At 39.3% G+C, this 21,834-nt stretch carries 24 protein-coding genes; 9 read left to right on the top strand and 15 right to left on the bottom strand.

Features of this window, described 5'->3' with window-relative positions:
• Positions 1–16: 16 nt before the first annotated feature.
• Positions 17–2,962: an amidohydrolase family protein gene (locus IL356_RS18125; protein ID WP_394343385.1), complete on the bottom strand. Its 2,946-nt coding sequence runs from the start codon at positions 2,960–2,962 to the stop codon at positions 17–19.
• A 160-nt stretch (positions 2,963–3,122) separates the two neighbouring features.
• The gene (locus IL356_RS18130; protein WP_121849509.1) at positions 3,123–4,190 is read right to left on the bottom strand and encodes a DUF3810 domain-containing protein; all 1,068 of its coding nucleotides are present in this window, start codon (positions 4,188–4,190) and stop codon (positions 3,123–3,125) included.
• Between the two features lie 152 nt (positions 4,191–4,342).
• Here IL356_RS18130 and IL356_RS18135 point away from each other — a divergent pair, with 152 nt between their 5' ends.
• Positions 4,343–5,803: an aminoacyl-histidine dipeptidase gene (locus tag IL356_RS18135; RefSeq protein WP_121849510.1), complete on the top strand. Its 1,461-nt coding sequence runs from the start codon at positions 4,343–4,345 to the stop codon at positions 5,801–5,803.
• Between the two features lie 48 nt (positions 5,804–5,851).
• Here the strand turns inward: IL356_RS18135 and IL356_RS18140 are convergent, their stop codons facing one another.
• The 4 genes from IL356_RS18140 to IL356_RS18155 all read right to left on the bottom strand — a co-directional run bounded on the left by IL356_RS18140 (position 5,852) and on the right by IL356_RS18155 (position 9,089).
• A complete protein-coding gene (locus tag IL356_RS18140) occupies positions 5,852–6,208 on the bottom strand; it encodes a DUF805 domain-containing protein (RefSeq protein ID WP_121849511.1) in 357 nt (118 codons plus the stop codon).
• A gap of 159 nt (positions 6,209–6,367) precedes the next feature.
• A complete protein-coding gene (locus tag IL356_RS18145; RefSeq protein ID WP_121849512.1) occupies positions 6,368–7,483 on the bottom strand; it encodes a peptidylprolyl isomerase in 1,116 nt (371 codons plus the stop codon).
• Between the two features lie 20 nt (positions 7,484–7,503).
• Entirely contained in the window at positions 7,504–8,070 is a 567-nt protein-coding gene (gldI, locus tag IL356_RS18150) for a gliding motility-associated peptidyl-prolyl isomerase GldI (RefSeq protein WP_121849513.1), read from the bottom strand.
• Positions 8,067–9,089 (bottom strand): DHH family phosphoesterase, encoded by a 1,023-nt coding sequence (locus IL356_RS18155; RefSeq protein WP_121849514.1) that lies wholly within the window; start codon positions 9,087–9,089, stop codon positions 8,067–8,069. The genes gldI and IL356_RS18155 overlap by 4 nt, the downstream gene beginning before the upstream one ends.
• A gap of 235 nt (positions 9,090–9,324) precedes the next feature.
• Here IL356_RS18155 and IL356_RS18160 point away from each other — a divergent pair, with 235 nt between their 5' ends.
• Positions 9,325–9,744 carry a nucleoside-diphosphate kinase gene (locus tag IL356_RS18160; RefSeq protein WP_121849515.1) on the top strand — a complete coding sequence of 140 codons (420 nt, stop codon included), beginning with the start codon at positions 9,325–9,327 and terminating at the stop codon, positions 9,742–9,744.
• A 54-nt stretch (positions 9,745–9,798) separates the two neighbouring features.
• On the opposite strand, the gene IL356_RS18165 is transcribed toward IL356_RS18160, so the two are convergent.
• From IL356_RS18165 to recF, 3 genes are read right to left on the bottom strand one after another with little or no spacing between them, the layout of a single operon-like run.
• Positions 9,799–10,095 carry a DUF721 domain-containing protein gene (locus IL356_RS18165; protein WP_121849516.1) on the bottom strand — a complete coding sequence of 99 codons (297 nt, stop codon included), beginning with the start codon at positions 10,093–10,095 and terminating at the stop codon, positions 9,799–9,801.
• Positions 10,095–10,523 carry a hypothetical protein gene (locus IL356_RS18170; protein WP_121849517.1) on the bottom strand — a complete coding sequence of 143 codons (429 nt, stop codon included), beginning with the start codon at positions 10,521–10,523 and terminating at the stop codon, positions 10,095–10,097. The genes IL356_RS18165 and IL356_RS18170 overlap by 1 nt, the downstream gene beginning before the upstream one ends.
• Complete coding sequence (recF, locus tag IL356_RS18175; protein ID WP_121849518.1) at positions 10,510–11,628, bottom strand: DNA replication/repair protein RecF; 1,119 nt, start codon at positions 11,626–11,628, stop codon at positions 10,510–10,512. The genes IL356_RS18170 and recF overlap by 14 nt, the downstream gene beginning before the upstream one ends.
• Positions 11,629–11,743: 115 nt before the next feature.
• Here recF and IL356_RS18180 point away from each other — a divergent pair, with 115 nt between their 5' ends.
• The 7 genes from IL356_RS18180 (at position 11,744) to IL356_RS18210 (ending at position 17,939) form a co-directional block, all read left to right on the top strand.
• A complete protein-coding gene (locus IL356_RS18180) occupies positions 11,744–12,511 on the top strand; it encodes a tetratricopeptide repeat protein (RefSeq protein WP_121849519.1) in 768 nt (255 codons plus the stop codon).
• Positions 12,511–12,993 carry a 6,7-dimethyl-8-ribityllumazine synthase gene (gene ribH, locus IL356_RS18185; protein WP_121849520.1) on the top strand — a complete coding sequence of 161 codons (483 nt, stop codon included), beginning with the start codon at positions 12,511–12,513 and terminating at the stop codon, positions 12,991–12,993. The genes IL356_RS18180 and ribH overlap by 1 nt, the downstream gene beginning before the upstream one ends.
• Before the next feature lie 165 nt (positions 12,994–13,158).
• On the top strand, positions 13,159–13,452 hold the full coding sequence (locus IL356_RS18190) for a riboflavin synthase subunit beta (protein ID WP_317125476.1): 294 nt from the start codon (positions 13,159–13,161) through the stop codon (positions 13,450–13,452).
• Positions 13,452–15,299, top strand: coding sequence for a DNA mismatch repair endonuclease MutL (mutL, locus tag IL356_RS18195; protein ID WP_121849522.1), 1,848 nt, complete (start codon positions 13,452–13,454; stop codon positions 15,297–15,299). Before IL356_RS18190 ends, mutL begins: the two co-directional genes overlap by 1 nt.
• A complete protein-coding gene (locus IL356_RS18200) occupies positions 15,300–16,034 on the top strand; it encodes a rhomboid family intramembrane serine protease (protein ID WP_121849523.1) in 735 nt (244 codons plus the stop codon).
• A gap of 3 nt (positions 16,035–16,037) precedes the next feature.
• Positions 16,038–16,907: a rhomboid family intramembrane serine protease gene (locus IL356_RS18205; protein ID WP_121849524.1), complete on the top strand. Its 870-nt coding sequence runs from the start codon at positions 16,038–16,040 to the stop codon at positions 16,905–16,907.
• Positions 16,908–16,913: 6 nt separating this feature from the next.
• Positions 16,914–17,939 carry an endonuclease/exonuclease/phosphatase family protein gene (locus IL356_RS18210; RefSeq protein WP_121849525.1) on the top strand — a complete coding sequence of 342 codons (1,026 nt, stop codon included), beginning with the start codon at positions 16,914–16,916 and terminating at the stop codon, positions 17,937–17,939.
• Here the strand turns inward: IL356_RS18210 and IL356_RS18215 are convergent.
• From IL356_RS18215 to moaC, 6 genes are read right to left on the bottom strand one after another with little or no spacing between them, the layout of a single operon-like run.
• Positions 17,919–18,239, bottom strand: a complete 321-nt coding sequence (locus tag IL356_RS18215) for a DUF6122 family protein (RefSeq protein ID WP_121849526.1) — start codon at positions 18,237–18,239, stop codon at positions 17,919–17,921. The genes IL356_RS18210 and IL356_RS18215 overlap by 21 nt on opposite strands.
• Complete coding sequence (locus tag IL356_RS18220) at positions 18,232–18,882, bottom strand: WbqC family protein (RefSeq protein WP_262892099.1); 651 nt, start codon at positions 18,880–18,882, stop codon at positions 18,232–18,234. Before IL356_RS18220 ends, IL356_RS18215 begins: the two co-directional genes overlap by 8 nt.
• Positions 18,883–18,924: 42 nt before the next feature.
• Entirely contained in the window at positions 18,925–19,701 is a 777-nt protein-coding gene (locus IL356_RS18225; protein ID WP_121849527.1) for a sulfite exporter TauE/SafE family protein, read from the bottom strand.
• Entirely contained in the window at positions 19,691–20,755 is a 1,065-nt protein-coding gene (locus tag IL356_RS18230; protein WP_317125477.1) for a HesA/MoeB/ThiF family protein, read from the bottom strand. Before IL356_RS18230 ends, IL356_RS18225 begins: the two co-directional genes overlap by 11 nt.
• Positions 20,752–21,348, bottom strand: a complete 597-nt coding sequence (gene mobA, locus IL356_RS18235; RefSeq protein WP_317125478.1) for a molybdenum cofactor guanylyltransferase — start codon at positions 21,346–21,348, stop codon at positions 20,752–20,754. Before mobA ends, IL356_RS18230 begins: the two co-directional genes overlap by 4 nt.
• Positions 21,332–21,805, bottom strand: coding sequence for a cyclic pyranopterin monophosphate synthase MoaC (gene moaC, locus IL356_RS18240; protein ID WP_121849529.1), 474 nt, complete (start codon positions 21,803–21,805; stop codon positions 21,332–21,334). The genes mobA and moaC overlap by 17 nt, the downstream gene beginning before the upstream one ends.
• Between the last annotated feature and the right edge of the window lie 29 nt (positions 21,806–21,834).

The following is a 21,834-nucleotide window of genomic DNA, read 5'->3' on the forward strand; positions in this document are numbered from 1 at the left end:
TCAGTAACTATTTTAATTAGGCCCCTGTATCGCAATGCATCAGTTCTTTTTTGTCTTCCTCAGGTTTTTGTGTTTTTGCACCTCCCTGCTTGACAATAAGCATTTGATTGATCAGTTTGTTTCGTTCTTCTTTTACCGATTTTCTAAGCATTGCATCTTTTTCAATATCAAAGAATATAGCACCATCAATAATAGTCTTTTCAGCTTTTGCATAAATTGATAATGGGTGATGGCTCCAAAGTACCAAATCTGCATCTTTACCTTCTTTGATACTTCCCGTTCGCTGGTCTAAATGCAATAATTTAGCAGGATTAATAGTGACCATTTTCCAAGCTTCCTCTTCAGATAAGGCACCATATTTCATTGTTTTGGCCGCCTCTTGATTAAGCCTTCTTATCATTTCGGCATCATCGCTATTGATGGCAACCGTAACACCTTGATTATGCATGATAGCGGCATTGTACGGTATAGCGTCATTTACTTCGAATTTATAGGCCCACCAATCGCTGAAGGTGCCGCCCCCTACCCCGTGTTCTTTCATCTTATCGGCTACCTTGTATCCCTCTAAAATATGGGTAAAGGTATTGACCTTAAAATCGAACTTCTCGGCCACTTTCATCATCATGTTTATCTCACTTTGAACATAACTGTGACAGGTAATAAATCGTTCGCCACGAAGAATTTCGCCTAAGGTTTCCATTTCTTCATCGTAACGGTAGGGTTCACCGCTCTCTTTTTTCGCCAAATATTCTTTAGCTCTTTGAAAATAGTTCATAAAAACCTGTTCTACCCCCATTCTGGTTTGAGGAAATCGGGTATAACTACCCCAATTGCTCTGCTTAACATTCTCCCCTAAGGCGAACTTGATGAACTTCGGAGAATTCTCATAGACCATTTCGTTGGGCAGCATGCCCCACTTCAGTTTCATTATAGCCGATTGACCCCCTATTGGGTTTGCTGAACCATGAAGTAATTGTAGGGTCGTTACCCCACCAGCCAAAGCATGATAAATACCTTTATCTTCATTGTCGACCACATCTTGCATCTGAACTTCTGCGGAAGAATTTTGACCGGCTTCATTAATGGCAAGTGCGGCAATATGGCTATGTTCGTCGATAATGCCAGCCGTTAGGTGCTTTCCGGTCGCATCAATGACCGTTGCGCCTCCTGCATTTAAATCAGCGCCTACTTTCTGAATTTTTCCGTTTTTTACCAGTACATCGGTATTTTTTAAGATTCCCTGCTCTTCACTCGTCCATACCGTGGCATTCTTGAAAAGCATATTTTGGGCTTGGGGAATCTTTTCATAGCCATAACCAATGTTCGGATAGGTAACTTCCGTCAAAGGGGGCATATAATTCTCTTTTTTATCCTTTTGAGAAAAGGGAGCTGTCTCAACAGCTGAAAAGGTTGATTCTCTACCATCACCTAATAAAACCTTACCCTTAATTTGGTTATCGGTAATGCCTTCGTTCGAAGTTGATAATCGATATGTTTTGTTGTTCTTATCGATAATTGCAATGGTCAGCCAACCCTCGTTGTATTTCAGTTGTGCCTTTAGCTTTAAAGTATCTTTCTTGACTTCTATTTTCGGTTCTACAGATTTTCCTTTGATGGAAAGTGAAAATTTTTGATTGTCAATAGTTACATCGTACTCTCCCCTAATATCCTTCTTATCTATATCGTTAACCACATACTTTTTTCCCTGCACCCAATTCTCATAAAGAACAGTCTCTTTGTCAAAAATATCTCCCGATGAAATCAAAAAGTTAGCTATTCTACCTTCTTGTAAGGTTCCTAAATCGTTGCTTTTTTGAAGAATTCGGGCCGGTTCGGTCGTTAATGCATGAAGGGCCTTGGTTTTCGGTAACCCGTAAGCAATTGCTTTTTGTAATCGGGTCATAAAATCATCGGAGGTTTTCAAACCGTGAAGGGTAAAAGCAAAAGGCACCTCGTTTTCCGCTAATATTTTAGGATTTGCCGGAGCTTGGTTCCAATGGCGCATCGATTTCAACGATAAATGATGAACGGCATAGGGGTCTTCGACATCATATGCATCCGGAAAGTTTAAGGGTAGAATTAGTGAAGCGTTGGTCGCCTTAATTTCAGAAACCCTTTCGTACTCATCGCCTCCCGCTAAAATGGCGTACTGAATTCCGAACTGATCTCCGATACCATCGGCTCTCAACACATTGCCTTTATCTTCCGCAGAAAAAATCTGAACCAGACCCTTGTTTGCCATAAGAGCCTCAAGGGAACGGTCTTTAGTATCAACATTGCCTTTTTCGTACCAATCGGCATCAGCATACATTTGCCGCAAAAGCGCCATTGCCCCCATTAAAGAGGTGGGGTACGATTGTCGTTGCGCAATACTCTTGGTAAAAGAGAAGTACTGAGCCGAGCGGTCATTCAAAATTCTCACGGCATCATTCTCCCTATCGTTCAATGCAATCAGTACCCCGGTACCGCGGGCTATACCATCTTGAATATGTGAGTTGACGACCCCAAAACCGTTCTTTAGTAGTTTTTCGGCTTCCTTTTGATCGTAGGTAAATTTATCGATTGCATCATTTTCGGGCATTATATGATCATTCCAATAATAACCATCTCTCGAAGGCTCGTATTCGGCTGACCTTCCTTCTGCTTCTGCCTTTTCCGGTTTTGAAATTCCAAAATCTGAAAAAATATCTATAAAAGAAGGGTATATCCACCTACCTGCAGCCTCAACTACCACCGTATTCTCGGGCAGGTCCACTGACTTCCCTACCTTGACCACTTTACCGTTTCGAATCAGCAAGGTACCCTTTTCAAGAACTTGTGAAGGAGAGACAAAGATCTTGGCATTGGTCAATGCCATATAATTATTGTTCTTCGTTTTTACCTCGCCATTCGCTGGAAAATATTCTTGTGCAGCCAAAATTGTGCAACTGAATAATGTCAAAAGGGTCGCCCTAAACTTCAACATATACTGTATGATTTTCTGAAAAGCCTAAAAGTAACCAAAGCCCTCGGTTAAAAGAAATATTAAGGCTACGTGAAGCTAATTTTTATTATAAAATGAACAACAGCTCTTAGATTTTATAGACTTAGTGAAATGAAAGATATCTATCTAAATTAATCGATTATAACGGGTTTATTTCATGGTAGCCGACCATCAACTCTACTATCTTACTATAACTTTCGATACCGTCTTTTTGTTGATTGGCTTTTAGAAACGTATTAAATATCGATTTGAAGATAGGCTCAAAAGGATTAATATACTTCTGATTGAATTCATACAGCTCTCTATAATTCTCTTGTACCCCAAAATTTATATCTGAATACATCTCTTGAAATAGGTCTTCATCATATCTTCTTACCGCACTGAGACAATGACTGAGGGCATAAGCGGCTGCCGAGTATTGAAAATAGATATCATTGTTCTTTGACGTCATCAAATAACCTATAAAATTGGTCTCATTTTCTTTGGAGTAGCCCACCTGATGCCCCACCTCATGGGCACTCACCACTGGAAACCTAAAAACTGGGGTGAGGCCATTGACTTGTGCTTCGTTCGTAAAAGGGTTCAAATAGCCTCCAATACCTAAATAACACGAGAGTGTACTATAAACCGATTTTTTTAAGCTCGGCCTTTCATAGGTGAGAAATGGAAGTTGACTCTGGGTCTTGTCATATTCATCAATGGTCTTATCGAATATTTCGTTTCTGGAATAGGGCACTTGAACCATCTGAACCGAATCTCCGGTTATTTCTGTCTGTAGCCGGTTGACCTTCTGTATTAATTTTGCGGTAAGCTCTATTACTTCGTGGGTTTGAACAGAATCTCTAATTCCGAATTTTTCAGAAATCGGCTGCCTATAATAATTAAGACCCCATACCATATTAAAGGTAAAATAGAATACCGAAAGAACCATCACAACATCCCTTAGAAACCATAAAGGTTTACCACTAATTGTCTTCCAATTCTTGAAGAGGTATGCTATTGCTATTGCAAGTAGTAGCGTATAAATGATATCGCCAAAGGAAAAGGGAATCCATCCGAAAAGAAATCTAAAAAACTTACTTATCAAGGGGTAGAAACCTTGGCTATAATAGTTCTCGACCACATCTGGGTTACTGCCCAACCATGCCACCATAAAAATTTGCGGTACTAAACTAAGAGCTACGGCATTTTTAAATTTGTGGTTCAATGGTATACTATTGATTGAATTTGGGACAAAAGTGATTAAAACCTTCCGCAATGGGCCAACTATCCGCTGAACGGTCGCATAAAATTCAAAATTAACCAAATAACTGCCAAACCAATTTTAGAGTATTTATTTTTGCTGCACAAATATTGATTATGAACAAAGAAATAAGAGAATTAGAGCCCATAGCCGTTTGGAATAAATTTGCTGACCTAAATGCAGTGCCGAGGCCATCGAAAAAAGAAGAGAGAGTCATTCAATTTATGATGGATTTCGGTGCTTCCCTGAATTTAGAGACCGAAAAAGACCTTGTCGGCAATGTTATCATAAGAAAACCGGCTACCTCAGGAATGGAAAACCGAAAAATGGTTACCCTGCAGTCGCATCTTGATATGGTTCACCAAAAGAACAATAACACAGATTTTGATTTTGACACCCAAGGCATAGAAATGTTTATAGAGAATGATTGGGTAAAAGCCAAGGGTACCACACTAGGTGCCGATAATGGAATGGGAGTGGCAGCCATCATGGCACTTTTAGAAAGCAAAGACATTCAACACCCCCCATTAGAAGCCCTTTTTACCATTGATGAAGAAACCGGTATGACCGGTGCTATGGGGCTTCAGCCCAATATGTTGAAGGGTGATATGCTACTGAACCTAGATACTGAAGAAGATGACGAACTAGATATTGGGTGCGCCGGGGGCATCGATGTAACCGCTACCCGAAAATACAATCATAAACCAGTACCAAGGGCGACCGTAGGTTATGAGATAACCGTTAACGGACTTCAAGGCGGTCATAGCGGTATCGATATTCATAGAGGTTTGGGAAATGCCAATAAAATCATGAACAGAATTCTCTACTACGGGTCTACTCAATTCATGATGCGTATTTCGGAAATAGAAGGAGGTAGCTTGCGTAATGCCATACCTAGGGAAAGTATAGCAAAGGTTGTGGTTCTTAAATCTCAAACAGATGAGTTCAAATCTGCCTTTGAACAATGGTCGGAGATCATCAAGAAAGAATTGGTAGTTCAAGAACCTAACCTTAATATCGCTGTTTCAGAGATTAAACTACCCAAGAATGTAATGGGCGTTGGGGCTCAAGAAAGACTTCTAAAAGCTATTTATACGGCACACAACGGAGTGTATGCAATGAGTGTAGCGATTCCTGATTTGGTAGAGACTTCCAACAACGTGGCCCGGGTAGAAGTCAAAAATGGTAACATAAAAATAGGATGCCTAACCCGTTCATCTGTTGATTCTGCAAAAATGGATTTGGCCCACGCCTTAAAAAGCGCTTTTGAATTGGCCCGATGTGATGTTCAATTTAGTGGTAGTTATCCAGGATGGTCACCGAACCCCGATTCGGCCATTTTAAAGGTCGCAAAAGAGAAATATGAAAAGATGTTCAACGAAGAACCGAAGGTAGTAGCCTGTCATGCAGGTTTGGAATGTGGAATTCTTGGAAAAAATTATCCTGAAATGGATATGATAAGCTTTGGCCCGACTATCATGGGCGCCCACTCCCCGGATGAGAGGGTCAGTATTTCTTCCGTTCAGAAATTTTGGAAATTTCTATTGGAAATTTTGAAGGATACTCCTAAAAAATAATAAAAAGGGCCGATTTTCAATCGGCCCTTTTTGATGATACTTTATTTTTCAAACCTTTTGTAAAGAAGGGTTTTCTTCTGCCTTTGGGTTAGAACCCCACTTATTGTCACCGGGTTCACTATCGGAACAGGCCAAATATAAATTGTAAAACGGAACCAGAATATACCAACCGCTCTTACCAACATCATGCATTCTGCGAACACCAACGGCTATGGCCGGTATGATTACTCCAAGTGAATAAAGCATAGAAGCAAAGAAGAGAACAGGAGTGTCCATTGCAATGGCAATAATCTGTAAGCCGTAGGAGATAATGGTATTGAACAAAAAGAACATCCAATACTCCTTTCGTCGAGCCCTTCCTTCAAAATTAGCGTAGTTCTGCAATACTTTTAAGTACCAATTCATAAAATAAAGATTTAGGTTATACTGTTTGCTTATACAACGAGCCGTATTACCTATCTATTATTAAAATTAGATGAACTGCACAATTGATTAATTTACGCTGCTTATAAAAAAGAAAAACCTCGCTTTTGCAAGGTTTTTCTTTTCTTGATTATCCTAGAATTACTCTGCTATCCCTGCGATTTCCAAATCAAAAACCAAATCGGCATTCGGCGGAATAGGTCCCGTACCTTGAGGCCCGTAACCTAAATGCGAGGGTATATAAATTCTTACCTTATCTCCTACCTTCATATTCAATAAACCTTCTTTAAAGCCAGCAATTAAACGAGCATCCGGACTATAATCCATTGGTAGAGGCTCATAACCGCCACCCATCTTCCTACGCTCGTCAAATTTATTGTATTTGACCGCTACATCTTCATAATTGCTATCGAACAATGTACCGTCTTCTAAATAGCCTGCATAATAAACCAATACTTGGTCACCGGTTTTTGGTTTAGGACCCTCACCCTCTTTTAACCTCTTCAACTTAAGGCCTGATGGCAATTCTTCGGCCTCTTGTTTTTTAGTTGGCAAAGAAGCAGTAAAATCGCTTTTCATCTTTTCAAAGGCGGCAATTCGGGCTTCCTCTTCGGCGAAATAATCATTCATTACCTGAACGGCATCGAACTTTTTGGCTTCTTTTCCGTTTCGAACTATTTCAACCTTGTTCATGACCACATCAATCTCTGGGCGATCTTTGGTTGCAGGGTTTTGAGAGGTCTTTACGTTTGCAATAGAATCAACTACATCCATACCCTCCACTACTTCGCCAAAAACGGTGTGCTTACCGTTCAAAAATGGTGTCGGTTTATGGGTGATGAAAAACTGGCTGCCATTGGTTTTTGGCCCCGAGTTGGCCATCGAAAGAATTCCTTTTCTATCATGAACCAAACTATCGTTAAATTCATCTTTAAACTTGTAGCCTGGGTTACCTCTACCGGAGGCTGTAGGGTCTCCACCCTGGATCATAAAATCTTTAATGACCCTATGAAAAATAACCCCATCGTAGTATTTTTTATCCTTTAAGCTATCGGCGACAAAAGGATTTTTACCCTCTGCCAATGAAACAAAATTAGCTACCGTCACCGGTGTCTTTTCATATTCTAACTTAACGATTATATCACCTTTCGTTGTTTGAATATCGGCGAAAAGTCCATCGCCCAATTCGGCATACTGACTTTTACAACCGGCCAGTAGTACACCTAGCATCAAAAGAAATAAATAAGCTCTTTTCATTATTAAATAATTTGGGTTTTCTATTCTGATTCTATTTCATCAACATTTTCATGTTGTTCTTCAATTTTCAGCAAAGTTACTCTTGCCTTTAGGGGAACGTTGACCCCTATTTTATTATTATCTCCATGATAACCAAAACCTAAGGAAGAAGGAAAAAGAAATACGGCGGTCTCACCTTCTTTTAATAGTTTAACGCTATTGCGAAGACCGGGAAACAATTCTTGTTTATCTACCTTATATTGAAATACACCTATTTCATCTTGCGAATAGATGGTATCTCCTTCAAAAGTCATTAAAGCATAGGTCAAGGAAACCAAATCATCAGGTTGGGGTGTATATTCGTACTGTTCATTTCTGGTTTCGTAGTAATACCATGAACCTGTAGAACTATGAACATATTCATTGGCGCTATCTCTTTCTATCAATTTTTGCATGGCTTTTTCTTCTTGCGCCAAGAGTACTTTATTTCGCTCTACCGACTCTTTGAAAAAGCTTCCCGAAGTAACCTTCACTGGTCTTCTAGGTTCAGGACCTCCACAATTGACAAAAAAAATAGCTGTTATGAGAAGTAAAATACAGTTTTTCATGGTCTGAGTTGAGCTTGATAATTCTTCAACAACGATTCAAAATGGGTTGCGGTATCTTCAAGTGATAACTCGCTTCTACCTCCGGCCGCATTGTTATGCCCGCCACCATCAAAATGGTTTCGGGCGAATTCATTGACCGAAAAATCACCGATTGATCGCAGCGAAATCTTGATGATACCTTCTTCTTTGTTTTCTATAAAAATAACAGCGAAAATAACGTCTTCAAGCGTCAAACCATAGTTTACGAAGCCCTCAGTATCACCCTTTTGAAAATTGTGGGCATCTAATTCTTGCTGACTTAGTGTAATGTATGCGGTTCGGTATTCCTTCAGAATGACCAAATTATTTAGGGCGCAACCCAATAAACGTAGTCTTTCGGGGGTGTTGGTGTCAAATACCCGATGATGTATTTCAGTATTTTCTGCACCTCTATCGATCAAGTCGGCCACAATGCGGTGTGTTCTTCCGTTTGTGGAACGGAATTTAAATGATCCGGTATCTGTCATTATACCAGTATACAGGCAATTGGCAATTTCGGGAGTGACTTTATCTACGGTATCAATGCTTTCAATAAAATTATAAACCATCTGACAAGTAGAGCTCATATTCACATCTGAATACATGACCTCAGCGTAATCTGAAGGAGCTTGATGATGATCAATCATCACAAAGGGAATTTGACCTACTTTTTCCTGCAATGGTTTTTCCATCTGGCCAATTCTTCCTAAGTGATTAAAGTCTAAAGTAAAAATGAGGGTCGAACCGTCAATTTTTTCTTTTGCCTGGGTATTTTCCCTTTCAAAGTTGATGATAGAGCCGCATCCGGGCATCCATTTTAAGAATTTAGGATAATCATTGGGTACGATAACGGAAGTCTCTTGACCTATTCCTGTCAGGTAATGCCAAAGTGCCAACGCAGAACCTATGGCATCGCCATCAGGATTCTTGTGTGGTACGATAACAATTTTCTGCGGTCGGGAGAGTAGTTCTTTTACCGCGTTGATGGTCTCTGAATTCATGCGCGCAAAGATACAATATAATACCATTACGGTAAACATCATCTAGGTGATACCTATAAACTACTAAGGGTTGATGGATAGTTGAACCAAGCAATACTGTAAATAATTATACCTGATTGAATAAGGACTAGATGAACCAACATTCTTAAAACTATCAGTTTAAGTCATTAGACGTAGCGTTCATTTAATATTGCCTATTGCCCAATAAAGCTTATTTTTGCACAAAATTTTTGAAATGACAACAAACAGAACATTTACGATGATTAAGCCAGATGCCGTTGAGAAAGGGCATATCGGAGCTATTTTAGAAAAAATCACTTCAGCGGGCTTCAAGATTGTCGCAATGAAATATACCCAGTTAAGCAAAAGGGATGCCGAGGAATTCTATGCGATTCACAAAGAGCGTCCGTTTTTTGGTGAGTTGGTAACCTTTATGACCCGCGGACCTATTGTTTCTGCCATTTTGGAAAAAGACAATGCGGTAGAAGATTTTAGGGCCTTAATAGGTGCAACCAACCCAGCTGATGCTGCCGAAGGTACCATTAGAAAAATGTTCGCTACCGACATCGCAGAAAATGCGGTTCACGGTTCAGACAGTGATGAAAATGCCGCTATTGAAGGTGCTTTTCACTTTTCAGGTCGGGAGATTTATTAAGAAAATCCAGAATAATTTTAAAAAGGCCTTTGTTCTATATTGAATAAGGGCCTTTTATCTTAATATCAATTTCTTCACCAACGCCCGGCCCAATTCTTCATTGAGCATGGTTATAATTTTTGATTTGCCCAAGCTTAATTCTTCCCTTAAAACCGAAGAAGACAAGGCTACATATAGCGTGTCGCCCCTCAACTCTATAGCCGTAGTATAGTTGTTAACGCCATTTCCCATTAAATTTTTCCAGGCATCTCTTACCTCTACTTTATCCATTCCCCCTTGTAGCCGATTCTCACGAATAAATTCGCCAAGAGCCTCGCCCATACTCAAGTTATCATTCTTTCTTTTAGCCATTATTCAATAATTGAAATAGGTTCAAATCTACTATATTCATATTGAATGCCCTCTTCATTTTCCACCGAAAAAGTAGCTTTTTTAAGTTCTATAATTTTTTCTTTCCATTCGCTGAGTCCTGACTTATAATGTAACCAAAACATTCCATCTTCCTCAACTATCAGAAACTTTTCGGCATCATCGGACGTTTCGTAGGTACCATCGAATTTAGGTTGCATCTTTTTTCTAAATCCCTCTAATTCTTTTATCTCAAAATAATCGACAGTGGTATTTACATTGTATTGTTTTACAGTGCCATCTGGTGTTTGAACCTCCCTAATCTCCCAATATCCGTTCAGTTTCTCTAAATCATCTTCGCTAATCGAATTGGAGCAGGCCGATAGACACAAAACGAATACAACGGCCCATAAACCTTTACAATTCTTCATTTTCGTAAGTGGAATTTTGATTGGAATCGATTTTAATAATCTTATAAGATTGATGAATACGCTTTACAATTTCTTCCGTTCTATCGGCATGTGTATCGCTAATAAAGATTTGCCCGAAATTCTCATCGTTCACCAAATTGACTATATGGGCAACCCGATGCTCATCCAATTTATCAAATATATCATCCAACAACAAAATGGGAGTTGTGTTAGACTGGGTTTTAATAAATTGAAATTGGGCAAACTTTAATGCTATTAAGTAAGATTTCTGCTGGCCCTGACTTCCAAATTTTTTGATAGGATGCTGATGAATCTCAAAACTGAGGTCGTCTTTATGAATGCCCACAGAAGTATACTGTAGGGCCCTATCCTTTTCTATATTTCGTTCTAAAAGGTCAATTAGGCCCTTTTTCAACAACTTACTTTCATAGACCAACGACACTTCTTCATTACCCCCGGTGATGACCTGGTGTTGCTCTTGAAAAATAGGTATAAAAGACTCTAGAAAATGAACTCTTGTTAGATGGATCTTAGTACCGTAATCATGCAATTGTTCATTATAGACCGAAAGGGTCGTTGAATCAAAAGTTCTATTAGCCGCAAAGTATTTTAAAAGGGAATTACGCTGGGCCAGTACCTTATTATACTTTAAGAGGTTTTGAAGGTAACCTTTATCGGATTGCGATATTACACCGTCAATAAACTTTCTTCGGGTATCACTACCTTCAATAATCAGGTCTCGGTCGGCTGGAGATATAATCACCAATGGTAAGAGCCCGATATGATCGGCCAAACGGTCATAGGCCTTGCCATTTCGCTTGATTATTTTTTTGACTCCCTTTTTTAGGCTGCAGACTACTTTTTCATCCCTTTCTTTTTTTTCAAATTCGCCATCGATAACAAAGAATTCTTCGCCATGTCGAATGTTTTGGGTAGAAACGGGATTAAAATAACTTTTACCAAAAGAGAGATGGTAAATAGCATCCAATACATTGGTCTTGCCTATTCCGTTCGGTCCTACAATACAATTGATTTTCTCATCGAACCCAAAATTTGCAGAGCTAAAATTCTTGTAATTTATAAGGGATAATTTTTTTAAAAACATGTGAGCTTCTGCCGTATTTACTGCTTTCTATACTGAAAACTCCAAAAATAACGAATAAATACCCTTTAGTTTTTCGATAAAAACTTTATTTTTGCGCGACCTATAAAAAAACAAGATGGCCACATATAAAAAGCGCGGTTTTAAACCAAAGAACAAAGTTGAGGAACAAGTAGTTGAAGAGCAAGAAAGCGCAACTGCAGAGGTGTTTAGCACTTTGGATGAAAGTGCTTCAAAAACTGAAGAGTGGGTAGCTGGCAACCAGAACTACATCTTGGGCGTTATCGGCGTTATTGCAGTAGGCGTATTGGGTTATTTGGCCTACATTCAATTTGTATCCAAACCAAAGGAGGCAAGCGCCACCAATGAAATGTACTACCCCCAGCAATATTTTGACCAAGCTATCAATAGCACCACGGCTAAAGATTCTTTGTACAATTTAGCTCTTAACGGTGCCGAAGGTAAGTATGGTTTTTTAGATATTATCGACGAGTATAGCGGAACGAAGGCGGCCAATTTGGCCAATTACTCTGCGGGAATGGCTTATTTGAACATGCAAAAATATCAAGAAGCGATTACCCATCTAGAAAAGTTCAATGGAGAAGACGATATACTTGGTGCCTTGGCCAAAGGAGGTCTTGGTGATGCATTCATGCAATTGGGCCAGCCCGGAGAAGCCCTTGAATACTACGAGAAAGCATTAAACCACAGCAATAACAGCTTCACCGCACCTAAATTTTTATACAAGGCAGGTGTCACTGCACTAGATTTAGGACAAAAAGATAAAGCGTTGACCTATTTTGAGCGTATAAAAGAAGAGTTCGCATCTTCGGACGAAGCTCGCTCAATAGACGCCTTCATCGGAATGGCCAAAAGCACTAAATAATGGCTACAGAAAATAAAAATCTTTCTGTTTACAATAAGAACACCATACCCAATGCCAAAGCTCTTCGCTTTGGCATAGTTGTATCTGAATGGAATGCCGAGATTACCGAAGGTCTTTTTGATGGTGCAAAGGAGGCTTTAATCGATTGTGGCGCCCTGGAAGAGAATATTACTAGATGGAATGTTCCCGGTAGTTTCGAACTTACATTTGGCAGCAAAAAATTGGCAACCACCCATAATGTAGATGCTATCATTGCAATTGGTAGCGTTATTCAAGGTGAAACAAAACACTTCGATTTTGTTTGCAGCGCTACCGCACAGGGCATTAAAGATTTGAACGTGCAGTTAGATATTCCCGTGATTTTCTGTGTACTTACAGATAACAACATGCAACAAGCCCGAGAAAGAAGTGGCGGCAAGCATGGTAACAAGGGTACCGAAGCTGCCATTGCCGCAATCAAAATGGCTACTTTGGGGGCTTAAGAAATAGTCTTTTCTTATTCTGTGATTTTGTAATATTCGGATTGAAAGTTTGATTTGAACTTTTCAATTCGAACAATACCTTCTTTTCAAAATTCGTTTTAACAAATTTTGGCGCGGCCAATGGGGCGTATTTTTTGATTTTAAGTACCTTTGAAGCACATGGGAATGCTAAGTAAATTCACGAAACTAAAGCGAAACAAGAAGTTCGAGTACTCCCCTCGCTATTATGATGACAAGGGCAAGGGAAATCCTTTTAAAATGGAGCCGAAATTCGATAAATTTCGTACTACCCTGAACCCGCCGAGAGGCCTCAAAGGCAAATTCGGAAGCGCATTGGACGATATGCGCCGCGAGGGAGACAGAGACCTTAAGATTCGTATGGTAATCATCATAGCCATCTTAGTTCTCATAGTGTTGTTTATTCTAGATTTTGACCTTTCTATATTCTTTCCGAAATAATGGCGGATATCATAAAACTCTTACCGGACCATGTTGCTAATCAAATAGCTGCGGGTGAAGTGGTACAGCGTCCTGCATCCGTTGTTAAAGAACTACTGGAGAATGCGTTAGATGCCGGGGCTACGATTATTAAATTAATCGTTAAGGATGGTGGAAAAGCCCTGATTCAAGTAGTTGATGACGGGGTAGGTATGAGTGCGACCGACGCGAGGCTCAGTTTTGAAAGGCACGCTACGTCAAAAATTCAAAAAGCTGAAGACCTTTTCAATCTGAATACCAAAGGCTTTCGTGGTGAGGCCTTGGCATCTATTGCGGCTATTGCCCATGTTGAAATGCAGACCAAACCGGAGGTAGACGAGGTCGGTACCCATATTAAAATCGAAGGAAGTAAGGTTGTTTTTCAAGAAGTGGCGGTCACCCCTAAAGGTACGTCAATGGCCGTTAAAAACTTATTTTTTAATATTCCCGCCCGGCGCAACTTTTTAAAATCGAATCAGGTAGAATTACGCCATATAACAGATGAATTTCATAGGGTCGCTTTGGCACACCCGTCCGTTTCATTTCATTTTTATAGCAATGGCAGCGAGCTTTTTAATCTTCCGGACGACAATTATCGAAAGAGAATTGTTCACATTTTCGGCTCCCGTACCAATGAAAAATTGGTTCCTGTTGAAGAGGAAACTCCGATAGTAAAAATCAGTGGGTTTATCACCAAACCGGAGTACGCAAAAAAAAGTCGTGGCGAGCAGTTCTTTTTTGTGAACAATAGATTTATTAAAAGCCCCTATTTACACCATGCCGTAGTCGCGGCTTTTGAAGGTCTCATTAAAGCCGACACTTTTCCAGGGTATTTTTTATACCTCGAAGTCGACCCTGGTTCAATAGATATTAATATACACCCTACCAAAACAGAGGTTAAATTTGACGATGAGCATACCCTGTATGCGATTCTAAGGTCGACTATCAAGCATAGCCTTGGTCAATTTAACGTGGCACCCGCTCTTGATTTCGAGCATGACCAAAATTTAGAGACCCCTTATGAATTCAAGAATAAATCTGCAATACAGCCCCATGTTACGGTAGATGCTGATTTTAATCCTTTTCAGGAGACGGTGAAAACCTCTTTCAAACCCACCTATCAAAAACAAAATTCAAAAGGTTGGGAAAGTCTTTATGTCGGTCTGGAATCGAAGATGGGAAGCATCGATGTTGGTAATAGCATAAGTTTTGAGTCCGATACCATAACCGGTTCTATTTTTGAAGGGGAAAAAGAGGTCAACGAATCGGTTGCCACTACTTTTCAAATTAGAAGAAAATATATTGTGACGAGTATCAAATCGGGAATGGTGGTCATTGACCAAAGTAGGGCCCACCAGCGTGTACTCTATGAAAAGTTTTTAAAGAACAGCACGGTAAAAGAAGCCGTTAGCCAGCAACTGCTTTTTCCGTTTACGGTAACATTTTCGAGATCAGAAATCAACACGTTGAGAGAAATTCAAGATGTGTTGCTATCTATCGGCTTCATTTTTGAAGAGATAAAAGACGAATCGATTACGGTAACAGGGGTACCTTTGCTTGTTGCGGAAAGTGAGGTCGGTATGATACTCGACCAACTAATTTCTGATTATCAACAAGAAGTAAATGGTGAGAGTTTTTCACAGAGTGATATTCTTTCGAAAACCTTGGCCAAAACTTTGGCGGTAAAGACCGGTGAAGTACTTGATGACCAATCGCAAATTGCCCTGGTGAACGATTTGTTCGCTTGTACCGATGCAACCGTTAGCCCTTTTAACAAACCCGTTTACATTACGATAACGGAGAATGACATTGATAAAAAATTTATTTAGATGGGAAGACTTACAGAAGCTGTAAAACATCTGCTGATTATAAATGTACTCTTCTTCATAGCTACCCAGCTTTATGGAGATCAACTATACGCATGGTTCTCATTGTGGTATCCTGAGAACCCTAATTTCAAATGGTGGCAGGTTTTTACACATATGTTCATGCATGGTAATTTCATGCACATACTTTTTAATATGTATGCCTTATGGGCTTTTGGAACGCCCTTGGAAAAAATGTGGGGGCGCAACAAGTTTCTGTTTTTCTATTTTTCAGCCGGTTTAGGTGCTGCTTTGTTGCACACAGGTGTCAACTACTTTCTATTCCATGACGGACTTCAAGCTTTGGTTGATGCAGGAATTGACAAAAACCAAGTGCTAGAGATTATCTCGGATGGAAAGTATAGCCCGGCTTGGGAGAATGTGGTCGGAGCCGATACCGTTGATAGTTTCATTAGTGCATTTACAACTCCGGCAGTTGGGGCATCAGGTGCCATATATGGTATTTTAGTTGCTTTTGCCTTTACGTTCAGTGAGGCAGAACTGATGTTGATATTTTTACCCATACCTATCAAGGCAAAATATTTTGTTCCTCTTCTCATACTTGGTGACCTGTTTTTTGGTTTTACCGGCACCGCGACGGGCATCGCCCATTTTGCTCATATAGGTGGTGCCCTGTTTGGGTTTTTAATGATGTGGTACTGGAAGAAAAACCAATTTAACGACAATCGTTGGAATTAAGATATGACGAACGGAGGATTACGATATCAATATGCAAGGTTAAGCGTCTCTGAAAAGCTTATCGCCATTAACGTGGTGGTATTTATCGTCATGGGACTCATTACTGCGTTGGTAAGCCCTATTTTCGAAAATTGGTTTGCCCTGCCAAAAGATTTCTTTGGTTTCTTAAAGCAACCTTGGTCGATTATTACCTATTCCTTTTTACATGGTGGTATTTTTCATATTCTTTGGAATATGTACATTCTGTATGTGGCCGGTAGAATATTATTGAACCTCTTCGACGGAAAAAGATTTTTGAACGTTTACTTTTTAGGAGTCATTTTAGGCGGACTGTTATTTCTCTTGAGCTATAACATCTTTCCCGCACTGGTAGGTATCAACACCTCTCTTATCGGCGCCTCGGCTGGTGTTATGGCCGTTCTGATATTTGTCTGCACCTATATTCCCAATCAAGAAGTACGATTGATTTTTTTCAACGTAAAACTATGGCAGGTTGGCCTGTTCGTGGTACTGATGGACTTAGTTCAAATACCGCTTGGGGGTAATGTGGGTGGAAGAATAGCCCATTCAGGGGGTGCCTTTTTAGGTTATATGTATGCCAGGCAGCTTTATAAGGGAACGGACATTGGCGAAGGTTTTTCCAAACTTATGGATGGCCTGGCAAATCTATTCAAGAAAAGAGAGAAAAAATCTCCCCTAAAAACCGTTTACAAAAATCGCAGAGCTAGCAATACCAACCAAAAAGCCAATAATGACAAGCAAAGCCAGCAAAAGAAAATAGACGCCATACTTGATAAAATCAGCCAATCAGGCTACGAAAGTTTATCAAAGGCAGAAAAAGATTTTTTGTTCAAGGCCGGTAAGGATGATTAGTTGATAATGAAGAAGCTTTCTTGGTTCAATAAATCGGTGTATTTTTTAAATCTTATAGTTGCCGCCCTGCTTCTTATTGCCTGTGCCGTACCTTATTTAACCGATCAGTACTTCTCATTCCTATCATTTTTAAGTTTGACGGTACCACTTTTAGTCATTATCAATTTTCTTTTTTTGTCATACTGGCTATTACAGAAAAAAAGGCAAATTTTAATTTCACTTTTTGTTTTATTGATTGGTTTCTTCTCACTAGGAACTTTTGTGAAAATTAATTTAAGCAACAAAGTTTCTACAATTTCGGACTTAAAAGTTATGAGTTACAACATCCATGGTTTTAAAGCTTTTGAAAACATGGACCGGTTAACTATTTATAATAAATTAAAGGATTTTATTGCTGCAGAAAATCCTGACGTAATAAGTTTTCAGGAGGTTAGCTATAGAATGAATGGAAATTTTATGAATTACCCCTATAGCTTCTTGAAAAGAATACCAACAGGAGACAAAGTTCACTTAGGAATATTTTCAAAATATCCAATATTAAAGGCTGAAATTATACATTTCCCAAATAGTATTAATAACGGTTCCTATGCGGACATTCTTTTCAAAAAAGATACGATTCGAATTTACAATATTCACATTCAATCTCTAGGTATTACACCAGGAACAGGAAATGTAAGATCTAAAACTCCAGAACAGTTGTATGATAAATTGAGTACTCGATTTCATAGGCAACTTAGCCAAGCCAAGATGATAGAAAGCCATAGAGCCACAACCGATTTCCCTACAATAATTTGTACTGATATGAACAACACTCAATTCTCAAATGTGTACCAAGTTCTCAAGGGCAAATCGTTAGATACTTTTTTGGAAGAAGGTGCAGGGTTAGGTAGAACATATAATCTTATGGGCCTCCCTTTAAGAATTGATTTCATTTTTGCAGATGACCACTTTGAGATATTATCGCATAAAAACTACGACGATAAGTTTTCAGATCACTTCCCCGTTATGGCTTCATTTCGTTTGAAACATTAGCAAACAATCTGCCATGTCGGCGACGATATGAATTAAAAGTGCCAAACCGACAATTCTAGTTTTCTTAAAAAACAACAAACCCAAGTAAAGTGCAATAGCCCAATAACTATGCAGGGGGTGAAAGCCGATACTACACCTGTTGGCATCAAACACGGGAGTGGCCAATAAATGATCTATATCAATCAGAATTCCACCTAAAAGTATCAATGCCACCTTGAGTCGATTACTTCTAAAGAAGCTAATGGCTATGATAATTGGCACCAAGAAATGAATGCCGTAATGAACCAAAAACCTAATCATTAAAATTCAGGTTATAGAATTGCCTTAGGTAAGTAAGGGCATTGGTTCCTTCATTGAAAAGTAAATCCAGCACACTTAAATTTTCAATAAAATTATGCCTGTCACCGAACACCTGATGATACTCATCATTTTTATAAGATACCTTTCTCTTTGCACTTACCATAACCCTCTTATCATCCATGCCTAAGGGTTCCAACATAAAAGATTCCGTTTTATCAACTGGAAAATCAACTTGTAAACAGTCGCATACGGTATGGATAGTTTCCAAATTAAAGTCGTACAGATATTTATAGCTTTTTTCAAAAAGCGGAGCTATTTCATCTTCGTAGAATTCAAAAAACGGAGAAGTTCTGTAGGCTGTTTGCAAGGTTCGCCAATGCTGCCTTTGCCACTGCTCCGAATCATCTAGAATAACCAATTTGTATTTCTGCCTTCCTTGATTGCCGCCAACATGCTGAATGGGTATGCTAAGCAGATGCTTGCCTTGATCCGTACATATATAGCTTCTATTTCTATAGGTTTGCTTTTGATAGTTATCTTCTGCTTCCCAACAAATTTCGCTCGAAACAATCATCGAAAAAGTAGCGATATTAGGAAAATAAGACGGGTGCAATAATGTTTTCAATACCAAAAAATTACTCAAATCAATCTTTTAAGTAGAAGTGCCAACTATTCAAAAATGCTTTCAGAATAACTGAGGAAGATATTTTATCAATATTCGAATACCCACCACAAAAACAAGCAATGCCGTTACCCTTTTAATTCCATTTGGGGTCAATCGTTTAAGACTGATTCTAATACCCAATTGACCTCCAATGAGAACGGCCACTACTAAAGCTATTGTTTCCTTCCACGGCAAATTTAGCATTTCTCCCTGAACAAGCCCTGCCAGACCCGATATTGAGTTTACCAGAATAAAAAAGCTTGCTAGAGCGGCTATTTTTATGGATTTATCCCAACGTAAATGATTCAGTATAGGAGCTAAAAAGATTCCGCCACCAATACCGACAAGCCCTGAAAGAAGGCCTATCGCCCCTCCTAACAAATAACTCATGTAACTAGGATATGTTTGCAAACGCTCATCTTTTCCAAGCTGTTTAAATGTCTGTCCGGCAAGAAAAACTGCAGAAACGACCAAAGAACTACCCAAAAGAATAAAAAACAAATGCTCTTGCAATCTAAAAGAGGCGCCGATAAAGGCCATGGGTACGCTGGTTATGATAAAAGGCAGAAAATCTTTCAACCGAGCATGACCATTCTTGAAATAAAGATAAGTGCTGCCTGAAACCACCACCAAATTACAGACCAATGCTATAGAGCGAATGGCAAAAAAGCCGGATAAAAAAAGAGTCAATAAGGCCAAATAGCTAGAACCTCCACCAAAACCTACCGAAGAATAAAGGGTGGCCACCACAAAAAAACCTAAACATATAAGTATTAACTCTTCTGTACTAAGAAGCATGCTGCGGAATTTGATTCATACCTCCATCAACGTTTATAAATTCTGTATTGGGCAGAATTCCGCTAAGTTTCGAAATCGCCTTTTTGCTCCGTATGCCGGATTGACAGATAACATAAACGGGGCGGTTCGAATCAATCTTATTTATGCGGCCTTCAATTTCACCAAGAGGTACGTTTTTGGCCATTTGAAGATGGTTACGCTCAAATTCCTTTTTAGTTCTAACATCAATCAATTGTAAATCATTATCAAGGGTTTTAATAATAAAATCTTCTCCAGAAATTTCCCGTAAACCGATTTCACAATCAAAGTCATAACTTCCCTTTAATTCTGAAATCAATTTATTTTCTGCCCTCAACTTAAATTTAATTTTCTGGGTGTTTTGGGAAAGCGCATCGAAAAGCAGTAATTTACCGGACAATACTTCCCCTATACCTGTAAGCACTTTTACAGCCTCAAGTGCCTGAAAACTGCCTATAATACCAGGCAATATGCCTAGTACTCCGTGCTCATTACAATCAGGCACCTCATCGGCCTTTGGCATTTTGGGGTAAAGGCATCGATAGGTGGGTCCGTTTAAATAGTTAAAAACGCTTACTTGCCCCTCGAAACCGTGAAGAGCCCCATATATAAATGGTTTATCAAGTATAACACAGGCATCGTTAACCAAATATCTAGTTGGAAAATTATCACTGGCATCTATGATTAAATCATATGCCGAAATAAGCTCTAAAGCATTATCACGATTGATAAAAGAAAGATGCTCGATAATATTCGTATCGGAATTCTGTTTACGTAACTTTTGGGCAGCTACAATTACTTTAAGCCTATTTACATCACTTTCATCGAATAATACCTGCCTATGAAGATTGCTTAAAGAAACGGAATCTGAATCAACTATTCCTAACGTGCCAACACCCATCGCATTAAGGTAGGTAAGAACAGGAACACCCAAACCACCTGCTCCTATGACCAAAACTTTTGAAGATTTTAATTTCTCTTGGCCTTCGTTTCCGAATTCAGCCAATTTTATCTGCCGCTCGTAACGTTCCATCATTCAATAGATAATTTGACCAAAGCTTCTTTATAATCTTCTTCGGAGTTCGCATTCATCAACACATTCTCATCTCGAGGAATAATAAGTTTGGCATTTTTTCTTATCAAGAATTTTCTTGGGCATGTTCCGTTTCCTTCATTTAAATAAGATGCCACTTGCTTAAGGGCAGTAGGTTCCCATATAGCACACATGGGCTCTGGCAGCGGATTTTCATGATGGGCAAAAGTCGTCGCCACCTCATTTGGGTCTCTGCCGGAAATCAATTCTTGTAACGACTGAAGATCAATCAACGGTAAATCGCAGGCCAAAACCAACCAAGCCACTTCTTCATTCTCTTCGTGGGCCGAAAGCAAACCGTTAAAAGGGCCCTTAAATTCGTCTTTATCAACAATTATATCGAATTCATCAGAGACATCGCCAACTTGATCGTTACGAAGGCTCAAATATGTGCGCTCGCAGACCCTACTTAAAAGATGATATAAATATTCTCTTTGTGGCATGCCATGGTAGGTAATCAAACCTTTATCCTTACCCATTCGAGTACTTTTGCCACCGGCCAATACCAAACCATATATCTTAGGACCTATAATCACTCTTACCTCCTGTTTTTTCGTTCAATTGTATATCGGAAATCACAATGTCGTGCGAAAGTGCCTTACACATGTCATAAATGGTTAGCGCACTAACCGAAACCCCCGTCAATGCTTCCATCTCGACCCCTGTCTTCTCGTTACACTTCACCGTACAAGTAATCTTTAAAGAGCTGTTTTCAAATGGCACGATTTCAATGTGCACTTTTGACAAACTTAATTGATGGCACAACGGAATGAGTTCTGATGTTTTTTTTACGGCCTGTATACCTGCTATTACCGCTGTTTGTATGATGCTACCTTTTTTTCCTAAAAAATCTTGCCCTGCCAATGTTTCGAACACCGATTTAGGAAAAGAAACTTTACCCGAAGCAATTGCCGTTCGTGAAGTTATTTTTTTATCTGAAACATCGACCATACTGGCATTTCCGGCTTCATCGATATGCGAAAGGTTACTCATTTAAAATTTTATTGTAATTAAACTTCAAG

It is taken from the genome of Euzebyella marina (genome assembly GCF_014855515.1).
Lineage (GTDB): Bacteria > Bacteroidota > Bacteroidia > Flavobacteriales > Flavobacteriaceae > Euzebyella > Euzebyella marina.

Bases quoted from the DNA above. Each gene is read 5' to 3' on its own strand.
- IL356_RS18135 (WP_121849510.1), top strand. From the start codon at position 4,343: ATGAACAAAGAAATAAGAGAATTAGAGCCCATAGCCGTTTGGAATAAA.
- IL356_RS18140 (WP_121849511.1), bottom strand. From the start codon at position 6,208: ATGAATTGGTACTTAAAAGTATTGCAGAACTACGCTAATTTTGAAGGA.
- IL356_RS18145 (WP_121849512.1), bottom strand. From the start codon at position 7,483: ATGAAAAGAGCTTATTTATTTCTTTTGATGCTAGGTGTACTACTGGCC.
- gldI (WP_121849513.1), bottom strand. From the start codon at position 8,070: ATGAAAAACTGTATTTTACTTCTCATAACAGCTATTTTTTTTGTCAAT.
- IL356_RS18155 (WP_121849514.1), bottom strand. From the start codon at position 9,089: ATGAATTCAGAGACCATCAACGCGGTAAAAGAACTACTCTCCCGACCG.
- IL356_RS18160 (WP_121849515.1), top strand. From the start codon at position 9,325: ATGACAACAAACAGAACATTTACGATGATTAAGCCAGATGCCGTTGAG.
- IL356_RS18165 (WP_121849516.1), bottom strand. From the start codon at position 10,095: ATGGCTAAAAGAAAGAATGATAACTTGAGTATGGGCGAGGCTCTTGGC.
- IL356_RS18170 (WP_121849517.1), bottom strand. From the start codon at position 10,523: ATGAAGAATTGTAAAGGTTTATGGGCCGTTGTATTCGTTTTGTGTCTA.
- recF (WP_121849518.1), bottom strand. From the start codon at position 11,628: ATGTTTTTAAAAAAATTATCCCTTATAAATTACAAGAATTTTAGCTCT.
- IL356_RS18180 (WP_121849519.1), top strand. From the start codon at position 11,744: ATGGCCACATATAAAAAGCGCGGTTTTAAACCAAAGAACAAAGTTGAG.
- ribH (WP_121849520.1), top strand. From the start codon at position 12,511: ATGGCTACAGAAAATAAAAATCTTTCTGTTTACAATAAGAACACCATA.
- IL356_RS18190 (WP_317125476.1), top strand. From the start codon at position 13,159: ATGCTAAGTAAATTCACGAAACTAAAGCGAAACAAGAAGTTCGAGTAC.
- mutL (WP_121849522.1), top strand. From the start codon at position 13,452: ATGGCGGATATCATAAAACTCTTACCGGACCATGTTGCTAATCAAATA.
- IL356_RS18200 (WP_121849523.1), top strand. From the start codon at position 15,300: ATGGGAAGACTTACAGAAGCTGTAAAACATCTGCTGATTATAAATGTA.
- IL356_RS18205 (WP_121849524.1), top strand. From the start codon at position 16,038: ATGACGAACGGAGGATTACGATATCAATATGCAAGGTTAAGCGTCTCT.
- IL356_RS18210 (WP_121849525.1), top strand. From the start codon at position 16,914: ATGAAGAAGCTTTCTTGGTTCAATAAATCGGTGTATTTTTTAAATCTT.
- IL356_RS18215 (WP_121849526.1), bottom strand. From the start codon at position 18,239: ATGATTAGGTTTTTGGTTCATTACGGCATTCATTTCTTGGTGCCAATT.
- IL356_RS18225 (WP_121849527.1), bottom strand. From the start codon at position 19,701: ATGCTTCTTAGTACAGAAGAGTTAATACTTATATGTTTAGGTTTTTTT.
- IL356_RS18230 (WP_317125477.1), bottom strand. From the start codon at position 20,755: ATGATGGAACGTTACGAGCGGCAGATAAAATTGGCTGAATTCGGAAAC.
- moaC (WP_121849529.1), bottom strand. From the start codon at position 21,805: ATGAGTAACCTTTCGCATATCGATGAAGCCGGAAATGCCAGTATGGTC.